Genomic DNA, 20302 nt, shown 5'->3' on the forward strand with positions numbered 1-20302 from the left:
GATTTTTTAATATCAAGAAGACCTTCTTTGCGTAATAGCTCAATAAGAGCAACACGATCATCCGCTTTGAGTGTACGCGGAGTTGCCGCAATAGAGGCGGCATACTGGTCGATACGAGCACGAATGGCCTCACTACCATTTGGCTCTAAATGTTCTTTTACTGGGCTACATCCGACTTCGGTAAACTGTGAAAGCATGCTTTGCATATTTCGAAATTGCGTCATATCTAAATTGAGGCACAGTGCCGCAACGTATTGACCTGTTTCATCTTTGATACCAATGGAGGTGCTTTTAGCAGGGCGTCCATCCGGAAATTGGTTCGCATAATTAGTGATGATATTGGGAAAGTCAGCAGATTCAATACGTGCAAGCCCCAACTCGGTGGTTGCTTCTCCTTCTTTACGTCCAGAAAGGTTGTTATGAATGGAGATAATCGAATGCTCAGGGTTTTTGAGATCATGCACGACGACCTCACAAAAAGGGGCAAAGGTCTCACTCAATCCTTGTGCAATGGCCTCAATTTGAGCCAATAAACTGTTTTCTTTTGGTTTTGCCACGACTATACCCCTTCGTCTATTTTGGATATCTCTTTAAATTCTAAACTATTTTTTTCAATTCTAATAGAGAAGGGGCATAAATTACTTAAGCTAACATTAATTCTGCGAAGCGCTTAATGTCCACATTTCCACCACTGATAATAATCCCAACGCGTTGACCTCGCAGCTGTTCTTTTATGTTTAAAGTGGCAGCGAAAGAGAGACAACCGGTTGGCTCCACAATGATTTTCATACGTTCAGCATAGAATTTCATGCGGTCGACTAACTGTGCATCGGTAACGGTTAAAATATCATCAACGTTTTGCTTGATCAGTTCGAATGTATAATGACCGATATGCTGGGTTTGTGCACCATCAGCGATCGTTTTTGGGGTTGCAATATGGACGATTTTTCCGCTACGGAAAGATTGTTGGGCATCATTTCCAGCCTCCGGTTCAACACCATACACTTTACAATTTGGTGATAAAGCTCGGGCGGCAAGGGCACAACCAGAGAGCAGTCCACCGCCGCCTAAGCAGACAAATAGGGCATCGAGTTCACCCACTTCCTCAAAGAGTTCTTTGGCTGCTGTACCTTGTCCCGCAATAATATCAACATGATCATAAGGGGGGATGATAGTTAACCCGTTTTGTTCAGCCAGTTCACGACAAAGTTGTTCTCTATCTTGAGTATAACGATCGAATCTGATGACTTTTGCACCGTATCCTTGCGTGGCAGCGACTTTAACTTCAGGGGAATCAATAGGCATTAAAATCGTTGCTGGAATATTTAATATTTGGGCCGCCAGCGCGATACCTTGTGCATGGTTTCCAGATGAAAAGGCAATAACGCCTGCTTTTTTTTGTTCTGGGGATAGCTGTGACAGTGCATTAAGCGCTCCTCGAAACTTAAAGGCACCCATGCGTTGGAAATTTTCACATTTAAAAAAGAATTCTGCACCAAACTCATTATTGACGGTAGTGGATGTCATTACTGGCGTTTTGTGGGCAAAACCTGCAATACGTTGTGCAGCGGCTTCGACATCTTGGTAGGTCGGTAACGTTAATTCAGACATGATATACCCCATTGTTTAATAGCTTATTCTTGATAATTTTTTAGAACATGGTGTTGAATACTTCAATTTGCTGCGATTGCCGTGGCTTCAATTTCGATTCCTGCACCAAAATGAAGTTCGGAAACACCTGCAACTGCACGAGCAGGCCGACATTCTCCAATCCAATTAGCATAAATTTGATTAAAAATCTGCCAATTGTCCATATCAGCAATGTAAACACGCACTTGCACCAGTTGTTGTCGAGCAACGCCACTCGCAGATAAACAGGCATCTAAATTAGCTAAAACTTGTTCAGCTTGTTGAGAAAATGGAGTATCTGCGTACACATTTCCTTGGTTATCTGTCGGTAATTGCCCTGACACGAAGACAAAACCATTTCCGCCAAGCCCTAACGGGACGCCGTAATCGTTTTAAACGTTCTTTGATCCCCAATAGCCGCAATTTTGATTGGCGAGCGACAATTGCGGCGAATTTAAAGAATTACGACCAACAAAATCAACGATTGGTGATAAAAACACCGAATTTTAACGCCCGCCAGCAACAACATTTACCGTGGGATGTGATTTTGTGTGTTGACCAAAGTGGTTCAATGGCAAGCTCAATTATGTATGCGGCGGTGTGTGCCAGTATTTTAGCGGCATTACCAACTGTTCGAGTTTCCTTGATTGTCTTTGACACTCAAGTGGTTGATTTGAGCCATTTGGCGCATGATCCAGTTGAGGTATTAATGACTGTGCAGTTAGGGGGAGGAACGGATATTGCCAAAGCGATGCACTATTGTGAAAGTTTGATCCGCAACCCAAAACGTACGGTTATTTCGTTGATCAGTGATTTCGAAGAAGGTGGTGCGCTGAACCATCTACTCAATTGCACGGAGCGTTTGCATAGCCAGCAGGTCAAATTGTTGGGATTGGCAGCGTTAGATGATGACGCATTGGCGGTATTTGCGAATGTCGGATTATTGCGCCGTGCCCGCAAAGATCTGGAAAATGACAAAGTCACACCCATTTGTTTAGCGGATGGAACTTTTACCAGTGATGGGCAGCAAGTCACATTAGATCCTCAAGATGTGCAAAAAGCCCATTGCGATTGTTCAGCGGCGGGGTGCTGTAAGCATATCCTTGCAGCCGTGCTTTGGGTTCAATCATACGAGAGTGAGCAATCAACTGATTCTACAGAGAATAACATCAACTCTATTGACATCGAGCCTCTCTTACCAGAGCTATTAGCGTTAGATCCTATTGTATTGATAAAGCAAAACAGTAAGGCAGATTGTCGATTAGCAGTGAAGATCTTGCAGGATTGGCAAGATCACACGGTGATCGTCGACGACCAATCTAATCAGTTGAAAATAACATTACCTCAATATGAAGAGCCGATTATTTATATTCGTGGTAATGGCTTTCAGGGAATGCTTTCTTCATTACCTGAGAAACAACAAAAAGCACTGCATTTGGCTGCAATTGCCAAGGTATTTGTACAGCAGAATCAACGCTGGATTTGGCCAGATGATTTAATGCCGAGCCATGAAGCGACACTAACATTAAGTGATGATGAGCATACAGTGATCGCCACGATTCAACATTTCATTCAGGAGATGCTGCGCCAAGGTCTTTCCCATATTAGCCAGAGTAGTGCGGCACAATTACATTTACTCAATATGTCGGCACGTGCAGAAGGTTTACCTCGCTTAGCGAATTATTTAAAGCGTTTAAGCTATCAAGTGAGATTATTGGCACTGCGTCATTTCACGATGGATGAAGGGCAAGTATTGAGATTTATCGCGCAAATTCGCAGTTATCTCTATCAATTAACCCATGCAAATGATGAGCAAATGCCTAGGTTACGCGCCTTTGGCCGCCGTCAATATGATACTAAAACCGACATACTCACGTTAATACCTATCAATGCCGAATGGTGGCAGACCCAAAGCGGGGCAATTGGGGGAACGTTTAGTTTTTGGGATAGCCAAGAGAAAAAAGTCGTTCAATGTAGTCAGGCACGTGCAAATACCCTTGACTCAAGCTTTACCCGCCAGAGTGTTTGGCAGACTTTAGCCATTTGGAAACAAACGGCAGATAACCTAATGCGCAGTAGTTTTGCGTTGCATAATCCGCGTTTGTCCGATGAAGGCAAGCTTGCGGCTAATGGGGATAGCTATGCGGTGAATAAAGAGCCGCGTATGACAGATGATGCTTATCTATCACTAAAAAATACGCTGGGCTTTGATGATTGGAAAGCGGCAGCAACCTTTTTGAGTGAACGGGAGGAGGATGCTCAATTTGAGCCTGTCGTGTTGCATATTGAAAGCTATGAACCCTTGCACTGGAATGAGATTGAACAATGTGTGATTTGGGAAGTGAAGGATACAAATCAAAATCGGGCATTTTTACGGTTAAACTGGCAAGGTATTGAAAATAATAAAATTGATGAATTACGTTTTATCACACAAAAAAATTGGGATATCCGTGCAATTACCGTACAAATCGATATTTATCAGCAGCAATTACACCTGATACCCAAGACACTTTGGTTAAAAAGAGAGTTAGGCATTGAGCTGTTTTACCTCGATTTTGAATCAGTCCCGCGCCAAAAACAGTCATCTAAATTTATGACTGCTATTCGCAAGTATATGGCGAAAAAACAGCAAGATAATGCGGTATTTGTGCCAAAACCTCTGTTGGCGCAGCAAATTACTCGCCCCATTTTTTCTATTCTTGAAGCACAAAGTTGTACTGGGCGTACACAATTATCTGTCAGCCAACGTGAAGAGTTAAGCTTTGTGGCTAATACATTGCAGGATTTAGGTATGTTGTGGTTTGCAAAACAGCTGATGCACTACCTAAAGCAGGAGAATCAGACGGCGGAGAATCTCCTGCGACTGGTTTATCTTTGTGATCAATTTGAACGTTCACAAATGCTTATGCCGTTTGAATTTAATCATTAATGGGTAGGTGGGGAAAGGGAATTCCCCACCTACCCATAGACTATGTTTCTAGGGCATTTAAAAAGGTGCGTAATAATTGATTCAATGCCTGCTGCTCGTCATGAGAAAGTGATGCAACCAAACGAGATTGGTTTTCGGTATGTGCAGTCACGACACGGTTTATCAACTCGAGTCCTTCCTCCGTTAAGCTCACTAAAAAGCCTCTCCCATCATCAGGATTAACATGACGAACAACATACCCCGCTTTTTCGAGCTGATCGATGCGATTAGTCATGGTGCCAGATGTGACCATTAATGTTGCCAGCATGTCACTGGGCGTTAAGGTGTAAGGGGCGCCTGCTCGACGCAGGGTAGCAAGTACGTCAAAACTTGATCGATTTAGACCAAATTGCGTAAACACCTTTTCCATTTCACGGGTGAGGTGGTGGGCGACGTTACCTAAGCGACCAATCAGCCCCATGGCGCTGATATCAAGGTCTGGGCGTTCTCGTTCCCATTGTTGAGTGATTTTATCTATTCTATCCATCGGTAAATCATACAATAAACTATCTTGACGTCAAACTAATTTGAATTTATCTTGACCTCAAGATAAATCAATTAGAGTGTAAACATGAATAGATATTGAATTCTATTTTTAACTGCGCTGGCGCCAATTGTATGGGGAAGTACCTACTTAGTGACCACTGAAATGCTGCCTGCGGGTATGCCTCTGACATTAGCCATGCTCCGTGCTTTACCCGCAGGATTGTTACTTTTACTATTTTTACGCAAATTGCCTCAGGGGATTTGGTGGGGACGAGTACTTATTCTTGGCATTTTAAATTTTTCGCTATTTTGGTGGCTGTTGTTTATCTCCGCATACCGTTTACCCGGTGGCGTAGCGGCAACGGTGGGTGCGATACAACCGTTGATTGTCTTGTTTCTGAGTCGATGGTTATTAAATAGTCCATTATCTCGCCTTTCTATTTTTGCGGCGTTGAGTGGTATTTTTGGTGTAGCAATTTTATTACTGACGCCAAGTGCCGCATTAGATGCTACGGGAATTATTGCAGGGCTTGGTGGTGCACTTTCGATGGCGGCGGGAACGGTATTAAGTCGTCACTGGCAGCCACCCGTTTCGGCATTAACTTTTACCTCGTGGCAATTAACTGCCGGAGGGGTAGTTTTACTGCCATTCGCATTGCTTCTTGAGCCTGCATTGCCATCGTTGAGTATTTTAAATATTGTCGGGTTGAGCTATTTAACGTTGATTGGTGGCGCACTGACGTATGCATTATGGTTCAGAGGACTCGCCATTTTAGGTCCGAGTTCTGTGGCATCATTGGGCTTTTTAAGCCCGATGAGCGCAGTGATTCTAGGGTGGTTATGGCTTGATCAACAGTTGAGTCCATTGCAGTTACTGGGAATGTTAGTGATTTTACTCAGTGTATGGGGGAGCCAAAGAGTGGAGCGAAAATTAGCCTTGAAAAGGCGACAGCAAGAGGTTTAAATAGAAAAGCGCCGAATAGGCGCTCATTTCCGATACGTGGTGATTATGCTATTTCCAGATGAAGACAATACGATCGACATTGCCTCAGATGCTTACCTTCTTAAAGGTTTTCTGCTTGGGCAAGGGGAACAAATACTCGCTGAATTATCGGCGGTGATATCCCAAGCACCTCTACGTCATATGGAAACACCCAGTGGCTATGCCATGTCAGTCGCGATGACCAATTGTGGAGATTGGGGCTGGGTGACTGATCATCATGGTTACCGTTATTCTTCGATTGACCCGAACACTCAACAAGCATGGCCGCTAATGCCTGCATTATTTAAACAATTATCGATAAATGCCGCTGAAAAAGCAGGTTTCGTTGGTTTTGCCCCCGATGCCTGCTTAATAAATCGTTATGGTGTAGGTGCGAAAATGTCGTTGCATCAAGATAAAGATGAAGCCGATTTTTCTCAACCCATTGTCTCTTTTTCATTAGGGTTACCGGCGATATTTGATTTTGGCGGCTCAACGAGAGAGCATCCTCGTAAATCCATTGAATTGGAACATGGCGATGTATTCGTTTGGGGGGGACGTTCACGACTGAATTACCATGGTGTACGCCACATTAAATCAGGGGTTCATCCGCAATTCGGCGCGTATCGATTTAACCTCACATTTCGTCGTTCACAATCAGCAAAGTAATGCGATATCGATCCCCGATAAAATATCATTGAATATTGAATAATATACGCATATAACTGTTGGCTTGTTTTTAACACAACACGAGTTAACGGTAGGTTGCCAATGTACAGTTTTATTAACGATTATAATGAAATAGCGCACCCAGCAGTGATGGAAGAACTCAATAGTTTAGTGGGTAAGCGTTTTGAAGGGTATGGTACCGACACGTTATGCGCCAGTGTGGCTGAGCAAGTAAAACAGCGTATTGGTCGTCCAGATGCAGATATTCATTTCTTTAATGGTGGAACGATCACCAATTTAACGGCTATCTCCCATGTATTAAGACCGCATCAGGCTGCTATTGCTGTGGATTCGGGGCATATTGCCGTACATGAAACGGGTGCGATTGAAGCAACAGGACATAAAGTATTCACGGTACCTTCAGCGTCCGGTAAGTTGACACCCGCATTGATTAAACAAGTATTAGCGCACCACACTGATGAGCATTGTGTACAGCCAAAACTGGTATATATCAGTAACTCGACAGAGATTGGAACGGTTTATCGCAAAGACGAACTGATTGCACTGCGCCAGATTTGTGATGAACAGGGTTTATGGCTCTTTATGGATGGCGCGCGTTTGGCATCAGGATTAATGTCTCATGCAAGTGATGTCACCATTGAGGATCTGGCTCAGTTGACCGATATTTTTTATATTGGCGGCACTAAAATTGGCGCATTAACTGGCGAAATTTTAGTGATTCTAAACCCAAGCTTAAAATCTGATTTTCGCTTTAGCATCAAGCAAAAAGGTGGGTTACAGGCTAAAGGTTGGTTACTTGCAGCGCAATTTAACGCCCTGTTTAAAGATGATCTTTATTTTAAATTGGGTAAACATTTAAATGAGATGGCAATGCACTTAGCGGCATTCTTTACTCAGCAAGGTTTTGAATTCTTAGCGCCAGTTGAATCGAACCAAGTGTTTGTCGTGTTACCGGACGATTTAGCGAAAAAACTGCTCACTCACTATGTATTAAGTAGTATGCCAGCACCGGAAGCGGGTAAAACGTGTGTGCGTTTATGTACTTCGTGGTCAACAAGCGAGCAAGATGTTGAGGCGTTTATTCGCGTATTCAAATCACTGCGTTAATTAAGTTAGTGTAAGCCCTGTGATTAGGGCTTACTTTCCAGCTAACAGGTGTCGTTCATGCTATCATCCTCAGCTTTAACGCTAAGCAGTGAGTTCCTTCTCAATTTTCATCACATGCTATAGATGTGTGGCACAAATTTTTAGATAAATAGGTTATAAGTTAATGATGGTAATTTGGGTCGATGCGGATGCTTGTCCGAAAGTAATTAAAGAAGTGTTATATCGAGCAGCAGATAGAGAGAAAGTGCAAATTACGTTTGTGGCGAATCAGCGCTTGTCCGTTCCGCCTTCACCATTTTTAAAAACGTTACAAGTACCTGCGGGCTTTGATGTTGCGGATAATGAAATTGTTTTACGAGCGCAAGCGGGGGATTTAATTATTACCGCGGATATCCCATTGGCAGCAGAAGTGATGGAAAAAGGGGCTGTTGCGTTAAATCCACGAGGTGAACGTTACAGTGAGGCAACCATTCGTGAGCGTTTAACCATCCGAGATTTTATGGATACGATGCGAGCAAGTGGTGTGCAAACAGGGGGCCCCGCGAGTTTAAATCAGCGAGATCGTCAACAATTTGCTAATGAATTGGATAAGTGGTTACTGCAACGCAGAAAATCGTTGGCATAGTTGTTTTTGGGGAGCACATTTTTCGCTTAGGATGGATTTTCAATAACCTGACATAGATTGCACTACGGTGAGTTATCTGTGTCTATAATAAAAAAATCCTCCTCAAATGTGAGACACCATGATGGATCCACTGCACAGTATTGTGATTACGCTGTTTTTATTTGTTCTGACTTTTTTTAATCCCGGAGCTAACTTATTCACCGTCGTCCAAACGACGTTAAGTTCAGGTAAGAAAGCCGGATTAACATGCGGTTATGGTATTGTCTTAGGGGATGCGATTTATTCAGGATTAGGGTTATTTGGGCTGGTGGCTTTAATGACCCAATTTGAATCGTTATTTTCTCTGACTAAGATTTTAGGTGGTTTATACCTACTGTATTACGCGATCAGTGTTTTTCGAAATAAAACGCAACTGTCTCTTGCAACTGAAAATAAAACTGAAATTTTTCCGACAGGGGTTTATTTCCGTAGAGGATTAATTGTTGATCTATCTAACCCGCAAACCGTTTTATTTTTTATGAGTATTTTCTCTACGACGATTTCACCGTCAACACCGCTTTGGGCTAAACTTTTGATTTGGCTTGGAATTGTTTTAGCATCCCTTATTTGGCGTATTATATTATGCCAGACATTCTCATTATCCTCAGTTAGGCGTACTTATTCCCGTATTCATAAAGTTATTGGTAAAGGGGTTGGATTCATTTTAGGCGGATTAGCTTCTAAATTGATTTACCAAGGTATTACCGAGCTCACCTTTAAAAAATAGACTCATTGAAAGATCAAGCCTAAGAATAACAGCATGGTATTTGGTAGCCGTTCTAACATGGAACGCCGCACTATTATATTTTGCTTGTTTGGTGTTGGGGCAGGTGGATTCAAATGTCTCAATGCAGGGGAGCGCATCATAATGATCTGTTTTGGTATGTTAGTTCAGGGATATGTTGTGTATTAGGGGGATTATTTCTATTGGGAATCGGGTTTTGTTAATTGGCTATATCATCAATATTCCGTGACGGTGTCACGTTTTTCGATGATATAGCGGAAGTTTGGCTTAGTAAGGAAGTAATTTTGCCCCTTTCTGTAATGGGACTTCTTCCAATGTAATATGATAGGTATAATCATTATTCTGCGCTGAACTTCGGGTTAAATTGGCCACCGTAAAGTTTGCGAGTGGAGAATAAAGCCTCTCACTCTCATTATCATTAAAGCCAAGTCCATCAGAAACATAAATCTCGTTTCCACTGTTACCCATGACAGTAAATATGACTTTTACCTCATTATCGCGAGGCTTAGCAAAGCGTTCAGCGATATCGTATCTTGAAGAGGTGGAAAAAAACTGCCCTACTTGATAAACAGTTTTATTATCGTGATTTTTATCGGCATTAAAATGCTGTATTAATGTCTGGAGTCCTTGATTTGTCATTCCTTGCCCACGATACGTTTTCTCGGTTGTCATTGTTGGGGTATACCAGTTTTGTGTTGCAGTCTCGACCAGTGTTGTCAGTCTCTCGGCATAAGAGTTCAAGTCAGATTTGTAATGTTTATTGCCTTTGGTAAAAATATTATCGCCATGAACACGCTCATATTCTGCGATGACGTCACTACCTTTTAAGCTTGCTCTTTGAGTAGATGAACCATAAAGATATCGCGCTTGCGCATTAATCGCCTTACAGCCAGCATTACTTTGGTAAATCAATGCAAAATCGTTTTTTTCTTCAGTAATTTTTTTGGTTTCGGCTTCTTGTAATTGAATCTTTTTCAATTGATCATTAATTTGTGTGAGTTCTTTTTTAATTGAAGGAAGACTCTTCTTCTCAGAGCATATTGTCTGTGTTAATTCATTATTTTTTGTTTCATATTTAGATATTTTCTGATCGAGATAGTTACTAAATTCAGAGGCTGTAATATGGCTCTTTTTGCTATTCACCATTTCAGCCGCAATCTTTAACTCTGATTTATAACGGTTACCAAAAAAGAGTTTTTTTAAAAAGCTGTTACTTGGCTGCTCGCGAATTTGCTTATTTTTGATACGAATCATGCTATCACTGCCATACTGATCGGATATTTTTGTCAATTTAGAAAATACTCTCTGTTGTATATGTTTAATCTTTTGTTGTTGTTCACAAAACAGACTTTCATGGCTTTCAATTGTATTATTAATTACTTTAAGCTGGTTGGTGAGCGTTTGTTTTTTCTCACTAAGTGCTTGCTTAGAAAGGGTCTGTATGTATTGAGTTGATTGAGTATTAGTATTAATAGTAGACATTGTTTTCTTCCAGAGTTAATTATATGTGTTGATATATTCACAGCTAACATACCAAACGGTTATTAAGTAACTTGCAAAAAGCAATGTTATGCATGGAAAATCACCAATATCTAAAAAAATGGCGAAGGTTATTTATATGATGGAAGGGGACATTCCTCGTTGGCGGTCAGTTTGACCCATTCAGAGACTTCGTCATATGTCCCTTTGAATACCACTCGATCCAATTTTTTACTCAATTGATAACGATACATCGGGTCATAATATTCATGGAGAAGCGGGGTTAGCCACGAAAAATGGACATCAGTTTTTTCGGTTTGGCGCTGAGCGATTAAAGCCTCATCGAGTAATTTTGTTAGCTCAATGGCTCGTTGGGAGCCTAAGCGTTTACGTATCGCATACAATCCATGATGTAAATATTCACTGTAGGCAATCCAACCTTGTTCTTCACCGAATGCAGTCAAAAAATCATGGGTCATTCGGTCAAAGTATTCTTCTTTTAACCTTTCAATGCGCCGCTCAAAAGGATCTTCAACAACAGCGATGGTTGCGGTTTCCATTGCTCGACGTAGTGAATCAGGCAGGCTGTTAACACCAATCGCACGACCTTCATCTTCTACTATCCATCGGTTATGCTTGGGGGCTTTTTTTAACATAGAAACTGCTAGATGGTTCTCGAACGTGGCTTGTGAAAACTGGGTTTCTAATGTTCGACCAAAAGAGGAGCCGCGATGATGAGCAATCCCTTCGAGATCAATTCCATTATCGAAGCTTTGGACCAATAATGTTTTTCCATTCCCTGTACAGCCACCTATTAATAGTATTGGGCGCAGTGCTAATTCATCAATGGCATCAAGGGTGGTTTGGCGCAAATTTTTATACCCTCCATTGATGAGTGGGTAGTCTATACCGGCGTCTTTTAGCCATTGTTGGGCTATATGCGAACGCATTCCACCACGAGCACAACAAAGATAGCCCTCAGGGTGTTGTTGGCACACTGCTTTCCAAGCATTAATTCGGTTTTCTCGCACTTCTCCAGATACTAATTGATGACCTAACTCGACGGCTTTTTTTGAACCTTTTTGTTTATAGCACGTACCTACAGCAGCACGTTCCTCGTCATTCATTAACGGTAAATTGAGTGCAGATGGCATGGCACCTTGTTGAAACTCAATAGGAGCACGAACATCAATAATTGGGGTGTCAGAAGCGAGGATCTGGCGAATTTCAAGAGTGGATAGCGCTAATTCCATAATAAATAAAATGATTCATATCAATTCAGATTTCAATGAAGGCTACTATACTCCTAAATAGGCAGGATGGCACCTTATCTGGGACGAAAAGAGAATGGAGTGCTATATTGAAAGTCGTCTTTCAACTTTCGAAGGGGTAATGACATGAAAATACTAACGCTGCAAGAAATGACTGAAACTCAAAAAATGCGGGTGAGACAACGGTTAGCTCAAGAGCGTAAAAGTGTAGGGCGTGATTTAACCAATTCAGAAGAGAACAAAGTCAGAAAACAGATCATTACTGAAATATCAGCTGAAGTTGAAAAAGAAGTGAAAGCAAAAAGAACCCAAAAGAAAAAAGAACGTGTAAGTGAAAGTTCTGCGACATACAACTGGTCATCGAATAACCATACTCGAGGTCATCGCTAGCAAAATTTTAGTATTCCATCCCATATTCACTCGATGAGCACTTACTGGTAAGTGCTTTTTTTATGCCATAAAAAAAGCCAAGTTTTTTAAATATTACAGGCGTATACTGATTATTAGCATTCTTATAATTGCAATTTAAATAATATCAGTGGGGCTGTAATATGACTCTGAGCAAGACAGAAGAACATGAACCGTTTGGTACTTTACTTGGCTATGCCCCTGGTGGTGTTGCGATTTATTCATCAGATTACAGCTCTATTCCTGATCTCGAAAAGCAAGAAGATATCTCTTTTCGCAGCTATATCAATAATGAGTACATGGGCTATAAATGGCAATGTGTTGAGTTTGCCCGCCGCTTTCTTTACCTCAACTATGGCGTCGTATTCACGGATGTCGGGATGGCGTATGAAATTTTCGCATTACGCTTTTTACGCCATGTGGTAGACGATGGTATTTTGCCATTACGCGCCTATAAAAATGGCAGTCGCATGAAGCCTTCCGCGGGGAGTTTGTTGATTTGGGATGAGGGTGGCGAATTTCAACATACTGGGCATGTCGCTGTTATTACAAAAGTTTTTGACAACAAAGTGAGAGTTGTGGAGCAAAATGTTTTGCACCATAAACTACCTGTGGGGCAACAATGGACTCGCGAACTTCCGTTAACGTGTGATGACGGAATCTATACGTTATCTGACACATTCACAGATACCACAATCCTCGGTTGGATGGTACAGACGGATAATGACCAGTATGCCTATGAAGAGCCTGAGATTGATCCCCAATTAATGAAGTTGCATGCTGCTAGAGTAGATAGCCAAATTAATTTCAATCAGAATTGGTTAGATGAATCTAACCCTATCGAATTAGCGTATGTTAAGGCGAATCACGGTCATAAGATTAGTGCCGATCCACACGAGTATTTCACGATTTCAAGTACCGCTGAAAACCAATTGATGCAAGCGACAAACGAAGTTCACTTGATGTATTTACATGCAACTGAAAAAGTTTTGAAAGATGATCATCTTTTGAAATTATTTAATATTCCTGAAATCCTTTGGCCTCGTTTACGTTTGTCATGGCAAAATAGAAGGCATGACATGGTAACGGGGCGACTTGATTTTTGTATGGATCAGCGAGGACTGAAAGTGTATGAATACAATGCGGACTCAGCATCTTGTCATACAGAAACTGGATTAATCATTGATAAATGGTCAAAAATCAGTGGGATAAGCACAGGATGGAATCCCGGTGAGCGCTTGCAAGAATTGCTCACAGATACTTGGAAGCATACAACAGCAAAACCCTTTATTCATATCATGCAGGATAAAGACAATGAAGAGGACTATCACGCACTGTTTATGGCTCAATCGATCATTGCTGCAGGATTTGAATGCAAGATTATTCATGGTTTAGACGAATTAGTCTGGAATGAAACGGGTCAAGTTGTGGATGGTGATGGGCGAATACTTCAATGCGTATGGAAAACATGGGCATGGGAAACTGCGTTGGAACAATTACGCCAAGAAAGTGAGAACGATATTAAATTCTCGGGTTTGCCTATCCGAACAGGGCACCCTCACCATAATGATGTTCGATTGATTGATGTGTTGTTGCGCCCAGAAATTTGTGTTTTCGAACCGTTATGGACCGTGATCCCTGGTAATAAAGCTATTTTGCCTATTTTATGGTCTCTGTTTCCGCATCACCCATATTTATTAGATACCGACTTTGAAATTAACGATGAGTTACGTCAAACCGGTTATGCCGTGAAACCGATAGCGGGGCGTTGTGGTAACAATATTGGCTTGGTGGATCATCAAGATGAAGTTCTTGATGAAACGTGTGGTCAATTTGCCTATCAAGAGAACGTTTATCAACAACTGTGGTGTTTGCCTAAAGTTGCTGACCGTTATATTCAAGTGTGTACCTTCACAGTTGGCGGGCATTATGGTGGCGCATGTTTGCGTTCAGATCCTTCTTTGGTGATTAAGAAAGACAGCGATATTGAGCCTCTTTGGGTGCTTGAAGACGACGAGTATTTAAAGCAAGGTAAGTAAAAAAATGGCGCTATCTTTGATATTGAAGATAGCGCCACTTTCGACAGACGACTAATTAGAATTGGTACACTAAACCAAGACCTAATACGTTATCAGTGTTGATATCGTGATCACGCGTAAAATCATTTTTATTGAGTAAGTTAATTTTGTAATCAATCACGGCAGACATGTTGTTATTGAAATCATAAGCGGCACCAACAGCCAAATATTTAACTAAATATTTGCTACCTTTGAATTTGCTGAACACGCTTACCACCTAAGCAGTTTGAATTGAATTATGGTTTTGAGGAATGTTGAACAGTAAAAATAAAGGAAATATATGATTAATCGTGACCAAAAGATTATTATTACCGGCGGACCAGGTGCAGGTAAAAGTACGATCATTGAGAAGCTAAGCGCTAAAAAATACACGTGCTTACCGGAGTCTGGCAGAGCCATCATTCAGGATCAAGTTCGTATTGGTGGAAATGTACTGCCATGGCTTGATAGGCAAGCATTTGCTGAAATTTCTCATTCGCAGGTTGATGAACTAGTAGAATGGATAGAATAGGGCATCAATATTATGATTAGCTGGAATAAACTTGTTCCTGAACTTATCGTTAGTCACTTAGATAAGAGCCTTAATTTTTGGGTAGAGATGCTCGGATTTTCTGTTTTATATGCAAGAAAAAAGGAGCGTTTTTGCTATTTAGAACGCGATGGTGTTCAGTTTATGTTAGACAAGAAATAAAAGATAGAGGCAATCGATACAATATTGGTCATGAAATAAAAGTCAGCTTATACAAGGTTGACTATCAGGTGTTTGGACTTTTAGATCATGGAAGATAAAAGAAAGGGGTGCACCATAATATGTTCTCAGTCATCGATATTTAATCCCATTTATGTCATTTAACATAATATGCATTATGCGAACCTATGTTATTACACCAATTTAGTAATGTCACTTTTTAGCAATTTAGAAATGTCACTTTTTGCGGCATAAAGGAGTAAACCTTTTGCCGCGATAAGGACATTCAAAATGTTGGTGACTATGTCAGATAAAGAATTAAATCGGGTTAATGTTATTCAGGCGGTTTGTGAAAAACGATTACGCCGGCGTGATGCAGCATCTCAACTTAATTTGACTGAGCGGCAGGTGCAACGGCTTGTTAACCGGTATCGCGAATTAGGCATCGCGGGATTGGCACATGAGCAACGGGGAAAGCAAGGAAATAACTGCTTCCCTGACGCATTTAAACTACGTGTTATGGCGCTACTTCATCAAAATTACAGTGATTTTGGTCCGACGCTAGCAACCGAAAAATTACTTGAAAAACATAAAATTACTGTTTCTGTTGAGACTATCAGAAAATGGATGGTTGCTGATGGTCTTTGGGTTCCTTATGTTCGGCGAAAACCTCGCATTTACCAGCCCCGTAGTCGTCGTGATTGCCTTGGAGAACTGATCCAGCTAGACGGATCTCATCATGATTGGTTTGAAGGTCGAGCACCAAAATGTTGTTTACTGGTGTTTGTTGATGACGCCACTGGACGCTTAATGCACCTGCGTTTTGGCGAAACCGAATCCGCCTTTGATTACATGCTGGCAACACGAGAATACATTGAAAAACATGGTAAACCTCTTGCATTCTACAGTGATAAACAAGGTGTTTTTCGTGTAAATCACCCGAATGGCGCCACGACCGGTACAACTCAATTTGGTCGGGTTCTCCATGATATTGGTGTCGAACTGATTTGTGCTAACAGCCCACAGGCAAAAGGTCGCGTAGAGCGAGCTAACAAAACGCTCCAAGACCGTTTAATCAAAGAAATGCGACTGGAAGGCATCAACAGCATTGAAGAGGCTAATGCATGGTTAGAAAGCTTTGTGAGTGATTTTAACCAGCGTTTTGCTCGTGCTCCTCGATACCCTAAAAACCTGCATCGTCCAATAACTGAACATCGAGAGGAAATCGATGATATTTTCTCATGGCAAGAAACACGCAAGCTCACAAAATCCCTCACATTCCGTTATGACAAGATGATATATCTTGTTGAACCTACGGAAGAAAACTCACGACTCGCCGGTGAAAACATCCAAGTCTATGACTATCCTGATGGCACATTAGCATTCAAATATGGATACCGTTCACTACGTTATCAGGTGTTTGATAAGCTGGAGTGTATTGACCAAGGACAAATCGTTGATAATAAACGGCTTGGCACCGTACTTAAACTGGCTCAAGACAAGATGGATGACTTGGAACGCCAAGGTAAACGAGACAGAAGTCAAAAGATGCCAAAAAGACGAGCCCAAGCAAGGGTTCAGGAGCAACTCAGAGCCATCAATCCAGTCTTAGCTAATCCAGAGGAATTTAGAGCCAGCTTAAGGCGATAATCACCCTATTCTCCTAATGAAAAGTGACATTTCTATTTTGGGGAATTGGGTGACATTTTAAAATTGGAGTGACATATGTATGAAATAAAGAAATCCAGTGTTATGGCTGGTTAATCGTGTTGGTTCTTTTTCAGCTATAAACTCAGCTCGACCTTATAAATCTTTTGTTTTGAAGTGATTCCTACAAGCTACTGATGGCATCTGTTAGTTCCCATGCTTCAGATATTCCCTCAAAAGTTATTAACCGACGTTTGATGCCAAACAAAAATATGGCAGTGTATTACTTCTATAATGACAGGCTTATTTACTCATATAGATGTGGTCACATGGTTAACAAACTAAATCTTAACTGGCCTGAATTTTTAGAAAAATACTGGCAGAAAAAACCCGTTGTATTGAAAAATGCATTTCCTGATTTTGTCGACCCGATCACTCCGGATGAACTCGCTGGTTTGGCGATGGAACCGGAAGTTGACAGCCGCCTTGTCAGCTTTATTGACAATAAATGGGAAGCGAGTCACGGTCCGTTTGAGGACTACAGCGAACTAGGCGAAAAAGGATGGTCACTGCTAGTGCAAGCTGTTAACCATTGGCATATGCCGGCCGCTGAACTGGTCAAACCGTTTCGGGTACTACCTGAGTGGCGTCTAGATGACTTGATGATTTCTTATTCGGTGCCTGGCGGTGGTGTTGGACCGCACATTGATAATTATGATGTATTCATCATCCAAGGAATGGGACGTCGCCGCTGGCGCGTGGGTGACGCCCTTCCCATGCGTCAGTTCTGCGCACATCCGGCATTATTGCATGTCGAGCCATTTGAACCGATTATTGACGTGGAAATGGCTCCGGGAGATATTCTGTACATCCCGCCTGGATTTCCTCACGATGGTTTCACCTTTGAAGATACCATGAACTATTCTGTCGGCTTTCGCGGTCCGACCGGACGCGATCTGCTGAGCAGTTTTGCAGACTATGCGCTAGAACAGGATCTGGGTGGGATAAATTATGGCGACCCTGACCTGAAAGTGACCAAAAATGCGGGAACCATGGAGATTCATGAGGTGGAACGCCTACGAGCTATGATGATTGAAATGATCAGCAAGCCTGGTGATTTTGAACAATGGTTAGGTCGTTTTGCAACCACTCCACGCCATGAACTGGATATTGCGCCTGTTGAACCGGTGTATCAGCCGGAAGAAGTACTGAGCGCTCTAAATGCCGGTGAAAAACTGATACGACTGAGCGGGCTACGTGTTATGAGAATCGGAGATCATTTCTTCGTTAATTCAGAAGGTTGGAATACCACAGAAATACAGGCTGCCGACGCATTGTGCCAGTTTACAGAAGCCGGAATAAATGAACTCGGTGAAGCACTGGAGAACCCAATTTTTGTTGCGGAGTTAACAGAATTTATCAATCAGGGATATTGGTATTTCGACGAATAAGTGGTATCAGACTGACAAGATAGAACACCTGTTTGCGGGTGTTCTATCTCAAGTCACTCGGTTACCAAAAGTTGCTGCTACATCTTTCGTATAATTGAACCGAATGACATTTTAATATGCTGATAACCCTACTATCTCCCCCCTTTTTTAAGTAACCCATTGAAGTTAAAAATCATTTCAAAAAGGTCCGTTACGAATAACGGTTAGGATAATCACTGTACTTTAGGCTTATTCTGTTATCTCTGTGGATCAAAATCCAATATGATTTATAAAATATATTTATTTAAGTCATGGGGTATTCGCATGTTTGTCATACATAAATTCACTAAAGGGATTTTATTCGTTTCGGCATTAGCGTCATGGCAAGCATTTGCTGAATCTACGCCTGTCCTTCATCCTCTTAAATTAAATCAAGCTACTGTCTTTTTACGTGGTGCAGAGTTAACAAATAGTGCAACCGTAAATTTGCCACAAGGTGAAAGTCAGATCATTTTTACGCATGTTGCGGACCATATTGATCCAAAAAGCCTCTCAATTAGCTTAGATAATGATGATGTTTTAATTCGTTCTATTGATGTGCAAACCGTGGCGGTAAATCCGGTTTATTCGGGAGAAGCGGCAAACTTAAAAGCACAAATAGAGGCAATAACAACACAAATAGCGGAACTCAATATCAAGATAAAAGTAGGCGATGATCAACTTGCCTTACTAAAAGACCAACGTTTTTTTGGGGAAACGACGGCACTATCCCTCGAACAATCCGCCTCTAAGCTGGAATTTATCCGTAAACAGATGTCCACTATCTTGGGGGAAAACCTAGCATATCAACAACAGATTGAAGCATTGACAGAAAAACAAGGACTCTTACAAACTCAATTTGATGAGAATATTCCCAGTAATATTGGCGAGCAAACTCAAATTGTGCTGAATATCGAAACGCCCAAGAACCTGACCAGCAACATGCAAGTGTCGTACGTGACTCCAGATGCTGGCTGGTCACCGAGTTACGATATTCGTGCAAAAAGTATTGATAAACCAATCAATATTACTTACAAAGCTGACGTTATCCAGAATACGGGACTGGATTGGGATAAGGTAAAACTCACCCTTTCCTCTGCCAACCCAACTCGCAATATCACCCCGCCATTTTTAACGCCGTGGCTATTGTCTATCTATGATGAATACAATCAAAGCTATGCGAATAACAAAATGTCAGCCTCCATGGATATGGCGATGCCCGCAGCCCCCGTTGCTGAAATTTCCGCAGTAAAAAAACGCAGCCCTGGTATGGCAAACTACGTCTCGACAAATACTAATGGCGTCAATCTTAGCTATGATATTGCATTGCCATTCAGCCTAGCCTCTACGCCTAAAGCAAAATCCATTACCATCAAACAAGCGGATGTGGATGCAAAGTATCGTTATACGTCCACACCTAAAATTGCTGAAGAGGTCTATTTGCAGGGGCAGATTGATGATTGGGATAGGCTGAATTTACTTAATGGTCCCGCCAATATCTATTTTATGAATAGCTATGTGGGGAATTTTTATGTCAATTCCAATCAATTAACTGAGACATTGGATATTCCATTTGGCGTGGATGATAATATTCAAATTTCTCGAGTTAACAATGCCAGTGTACGTAACAAGCCCTCATTTATGGGGTCTAGCGTTGAACAAAAAGAAAGTTTCTTAATTAAAGTACGTAACACACGGAATAATGACATTAAATTGTCTGTTTATGACCAATTGCCTATCAGCCGCGATACGGATATTAAGGTACTTAATCCTGAATTCACAGGCGGAAAATTGGATGAGAAAGAAAACAAAATTGAGTGGGATTTAACGCTTAAACCTCAAGAAGCTGTTGAATTACCATTAAGTTACACACTGAAGTACCCTAAAAATAAGCAAATTAATGGGCTGTAGTTAACGGAATAAGCAAGGTGTATATAGCACTTTGCTTATTCAACTCAATATTATGCCGCTTAACGTAAGTGTAAAAATGG

At 41.5% G+C, this 20302-nt stretch carries 18 protein-coding genes and 1 pseudogene; 12 read left to right on the forward strand and 7 right to left on the reverse strand.

Features of this window, described 5'->3' with window-relative positions; all coding sequences use genetic code 11:
• The 3 genes from PSF16_RS07025 to PSF16_RS07035 form a co-directional block, all read right to left on the reverse strand.
• Positions 1-557, reverse strand: a 557-nt coding sequence (locus PSF16_RS07025) for a helix-turn-helix transcriptional regulator (protein WP_272689020.1), incomplete at its 3' end; no start/stop codon positions are given.
• Positions 558-642: 85 nt separating this feature from the next.
• Positions 643-1611, reverse strand: a complete 969-nt coding sequence (locus tag PSF16_RS07030; RefSeq protein ID WP_036979384.1) for a threo-3-hydroxy-L-aspartate ammonia-lyase — start codon at positions 1609-1611, stop codon at positions 643-645.
• A gap of 62 nt (positions 1612-1673) precedes the next feature.
• The gene (locus PSF16_RS07035; RefSeq protein ID WP_272689021.1) at positions 1674-1937 is read right to left on the reverse strand and encodes a RidA family protein; all 264 of its coding nucleotides are present in this window, start codon (positions 1935-1937) and stop codon (positions 1674-1676) included.
• Here PSF16_RS07035 and PSF16_RS07040 point away from each other — a divergent pair.
• A complete protein-coding gene (locus tag PSF16_RS07040) occupies positions 1919-4558 on the forward strand; it encodes a VWA domain-containing protein (protein WP_272689022.1) in 2640 nt (879 codons plus the stop codon). The genes PSF16_RS07035 and PSF16_RS07040 overlap by 19 nt on opposite strands.
• Before the next feature lie 40 nt (positions 4559-4598).
• On the opposite strand, the gene PSF16_RS07045 is transcribed toward PSF16_RS07040, so the two are convergent.
• Positions 4599-5084, reverse strand: coding sequence for a MarR family winged helix-turn-helix transcriptional regulator (locus PSF16_RS07045; protein WP_006659815.1), 486 nt, complete (start codon positions 5082-5084; stop codon positions 4599-4601).
• A gap of 99 nt (positions 5085-5183) precedes the next feature.
• Between PSF16_RS07045 and PSF16_RS07050 the strand changes: the two genes are divergently transcribed.
• The 5 genes from PSF16_RS07050 to PSF16_RS07070 all read left to right on the forward strand — a co-directional run bounded on the left by PSF16_RS07050 (position 5184) and on the right by PSF16_RS07070 (position 9253).
• Positions 5184-6047, forward strand: a complete 864-nt coding sequence (locus PSF16_RS07050; RefSeq protein ID WP_272689035.1) for an EamA family transporter — start codon at positions 5184-5186, stop codon at positions 6045-6047.
• Between the two features lie 45 nt (positions 6048-6092).
• Positions 6093-6734: a DNA oxidative demethylase AlkB gene (gene alkB / locus PSF16_RS07055; RefSeq protein ID WP_036963683.1), complete on the forward strand. Its 642-nt coding sequence runs from the start codon at positions 6093-6095 to the stop codon at positions 6732-6734.
• Between the two features lie 102 nt (positions 6735-6836).
• Positions 6837-7862 (forward strand): threonine aldolase family protein, encoded by a 1026-nt coding sequence (locus PSF16_RS07060; protein ID WP_036965749.1) that lies wholly within the window; start codon positions 6837-6839, stop codon positions 7860-7862.
• 166 nt (positions 7863-8028) lie between these two features.
• Positions 8029-8487 (forward strand): YaiI/YqxD family protein, encoded by a 459-nt coding sequence (locus tag PSF16_RS07065; protein ID WP_006661738.1) that lies wholly within the window; start codon positions 8029-8031, stop codon positions 8485-8487.
• Positions 8488-8608: 121 nt separating this feature from the next.
• Positions 8609-9253 carry a LysE family transporter gene (locus PSF16_RS07070; protein WP_272689036.1) on the forward strand — a complete coding sequence of 215 codons (645 nt, stop codon included), beginning with the start codon at positions 8609-8611 and terminating at the stop codon, positions 9251-9253.
• A 285-nt stretch (positions 9254-9538) separates the two neighbouring features.
• Here the strand turns inward: PSF16_RS07070 and PSF16_RS07075 are convergent, their stop codons facing one another.
• Positions 9539-10753 (reverse strand): hypothetical protein, encoded by a 1215-nt coding sequence (locus PSF16_RS07075; RefSeq protein ID WP_272689023.1) that lies wholly within the window; start codon positions 10751-10753, stop codon positions 9539-9541.
• 128 nt (positions 10754-10881) lie between these two features.
• Entirely contained in the window at positions 10882-12003 is a 1122-nt protein-coding gene (gene mnmH / locus PSF16_RS07080; protein ID WP_154601159.1) for a tRNA 2-selenouridine(34) synthase MnmH, read from the reverse strand.
• 144 nt (positions 12004-12147) lie between these two features.
• On the opposite strand from mnmH, the gene PSF16_RS07085 reads away from it, so the two are divergent.
• Together PSF16_RS07085 and gss are read left to right on the forward strand one after the other, a co-directional pair.
• Entirely contained in the window at positions 12148-12411 is a 264-nt protein-coding gene (locus tag PSF16_RS07085; RefSeq protein ID WP_006659807.1) for a DUF3811 domain-containing protein, read from the forward strand.
• Between the two features lie 161 nt (positions 12412-12572).
• Positions 12573-14468 (forward strand): bifunctional glutathionylspermidine amidase/synthase, encoded by a 1896-nt coding sequence (gss, locus tag PSF16_RS07090; RefSeq protein WP_272689024.1) that lies wholly within the window; start codon positions 12573-12575, stop codon positions 14466-14468.
• A 55-nt stretch (positions 14469-14523) separates the two neighbouring features.
• On the opposite strand, the pseudogene PSF16_RS07095 reads toward gss, so the two are convergent.
• Positions 14524-14697, reverse strand: a pseudogene (locus PSF16_RS07095) (porin); the annotation flags it as partial.
• Positions 14698-14787: 90 nt separating this feature from the next.
• Here PSF16_RS07095 and PSF16_RS07100 point away from each other — a divergent pair.
• The 4 genes from PSF16_RS07100 to PSF16_RS07115 all read left to right on the forward strand — a co-directional run bounded on the left by PSF16_RS07100 (position 14788) and on the right by PSF16_RS07115 (position 20222).
• Complete coding sequence (locus tag PSF16_RS07100) at positions 14788-15018, forward strand: AAA family ATPase (RefSeq protein ID WP_272689025.1); 231 nt, start codon at positions 14788-14790, stop codon at positions 15016-15018.
• A 480-nt stretch (positions 15019-15498) separates the two neighbouring features.
• Complete coding sequence (locus PSF16_RS07105) at positions 15499-16845, forward strand: ISNCY family transposase (RefSeq protein ID WP_272689037.1); 1347 nt, start codon at positions 15499-15501, stop codon at positions 16843-16845.
• Between the two features lie 326 nt (positions 16846-17171).
• Positions 17172-18293: a ribosomal protein uL16 3-hydroxylase gene (locus PSF16_RS07110; protein ID WP_036979394.1), complete on the forward strand. Its 1122-nt coding sequence runs from the start codon at positions 17172-17174 to the stop codon at positions 18291-18293.
• A 303-nt stretch (positions 18294-18596) separates the two neighbouring features.
• Positions 18597-20222 carry a DUF4139 domain-containing protein gene (locus PSF16_RS07115; RefSeq protein WP_272689026.1) on the forward strand — a complete coding sequence of 542 codons (1626 nt, stop codon included), beginning with the start codon at positions 18597-18599 and terminating at the stop codon, positions 20220-20222.
• Positions 20223-20302 lie beyond the last annotated feature (80 nt).

This window comes from Providencia sp. PROV033, from assembly GCF_028484855.1.
Taxonomy (GTDB): domain Bacteria; phylum Pseudomonadota; class Gammaproteobacteria; order Enterobacterales; family Enterobacteriaceae; genus Providencia; species Providencia alcalifaciens.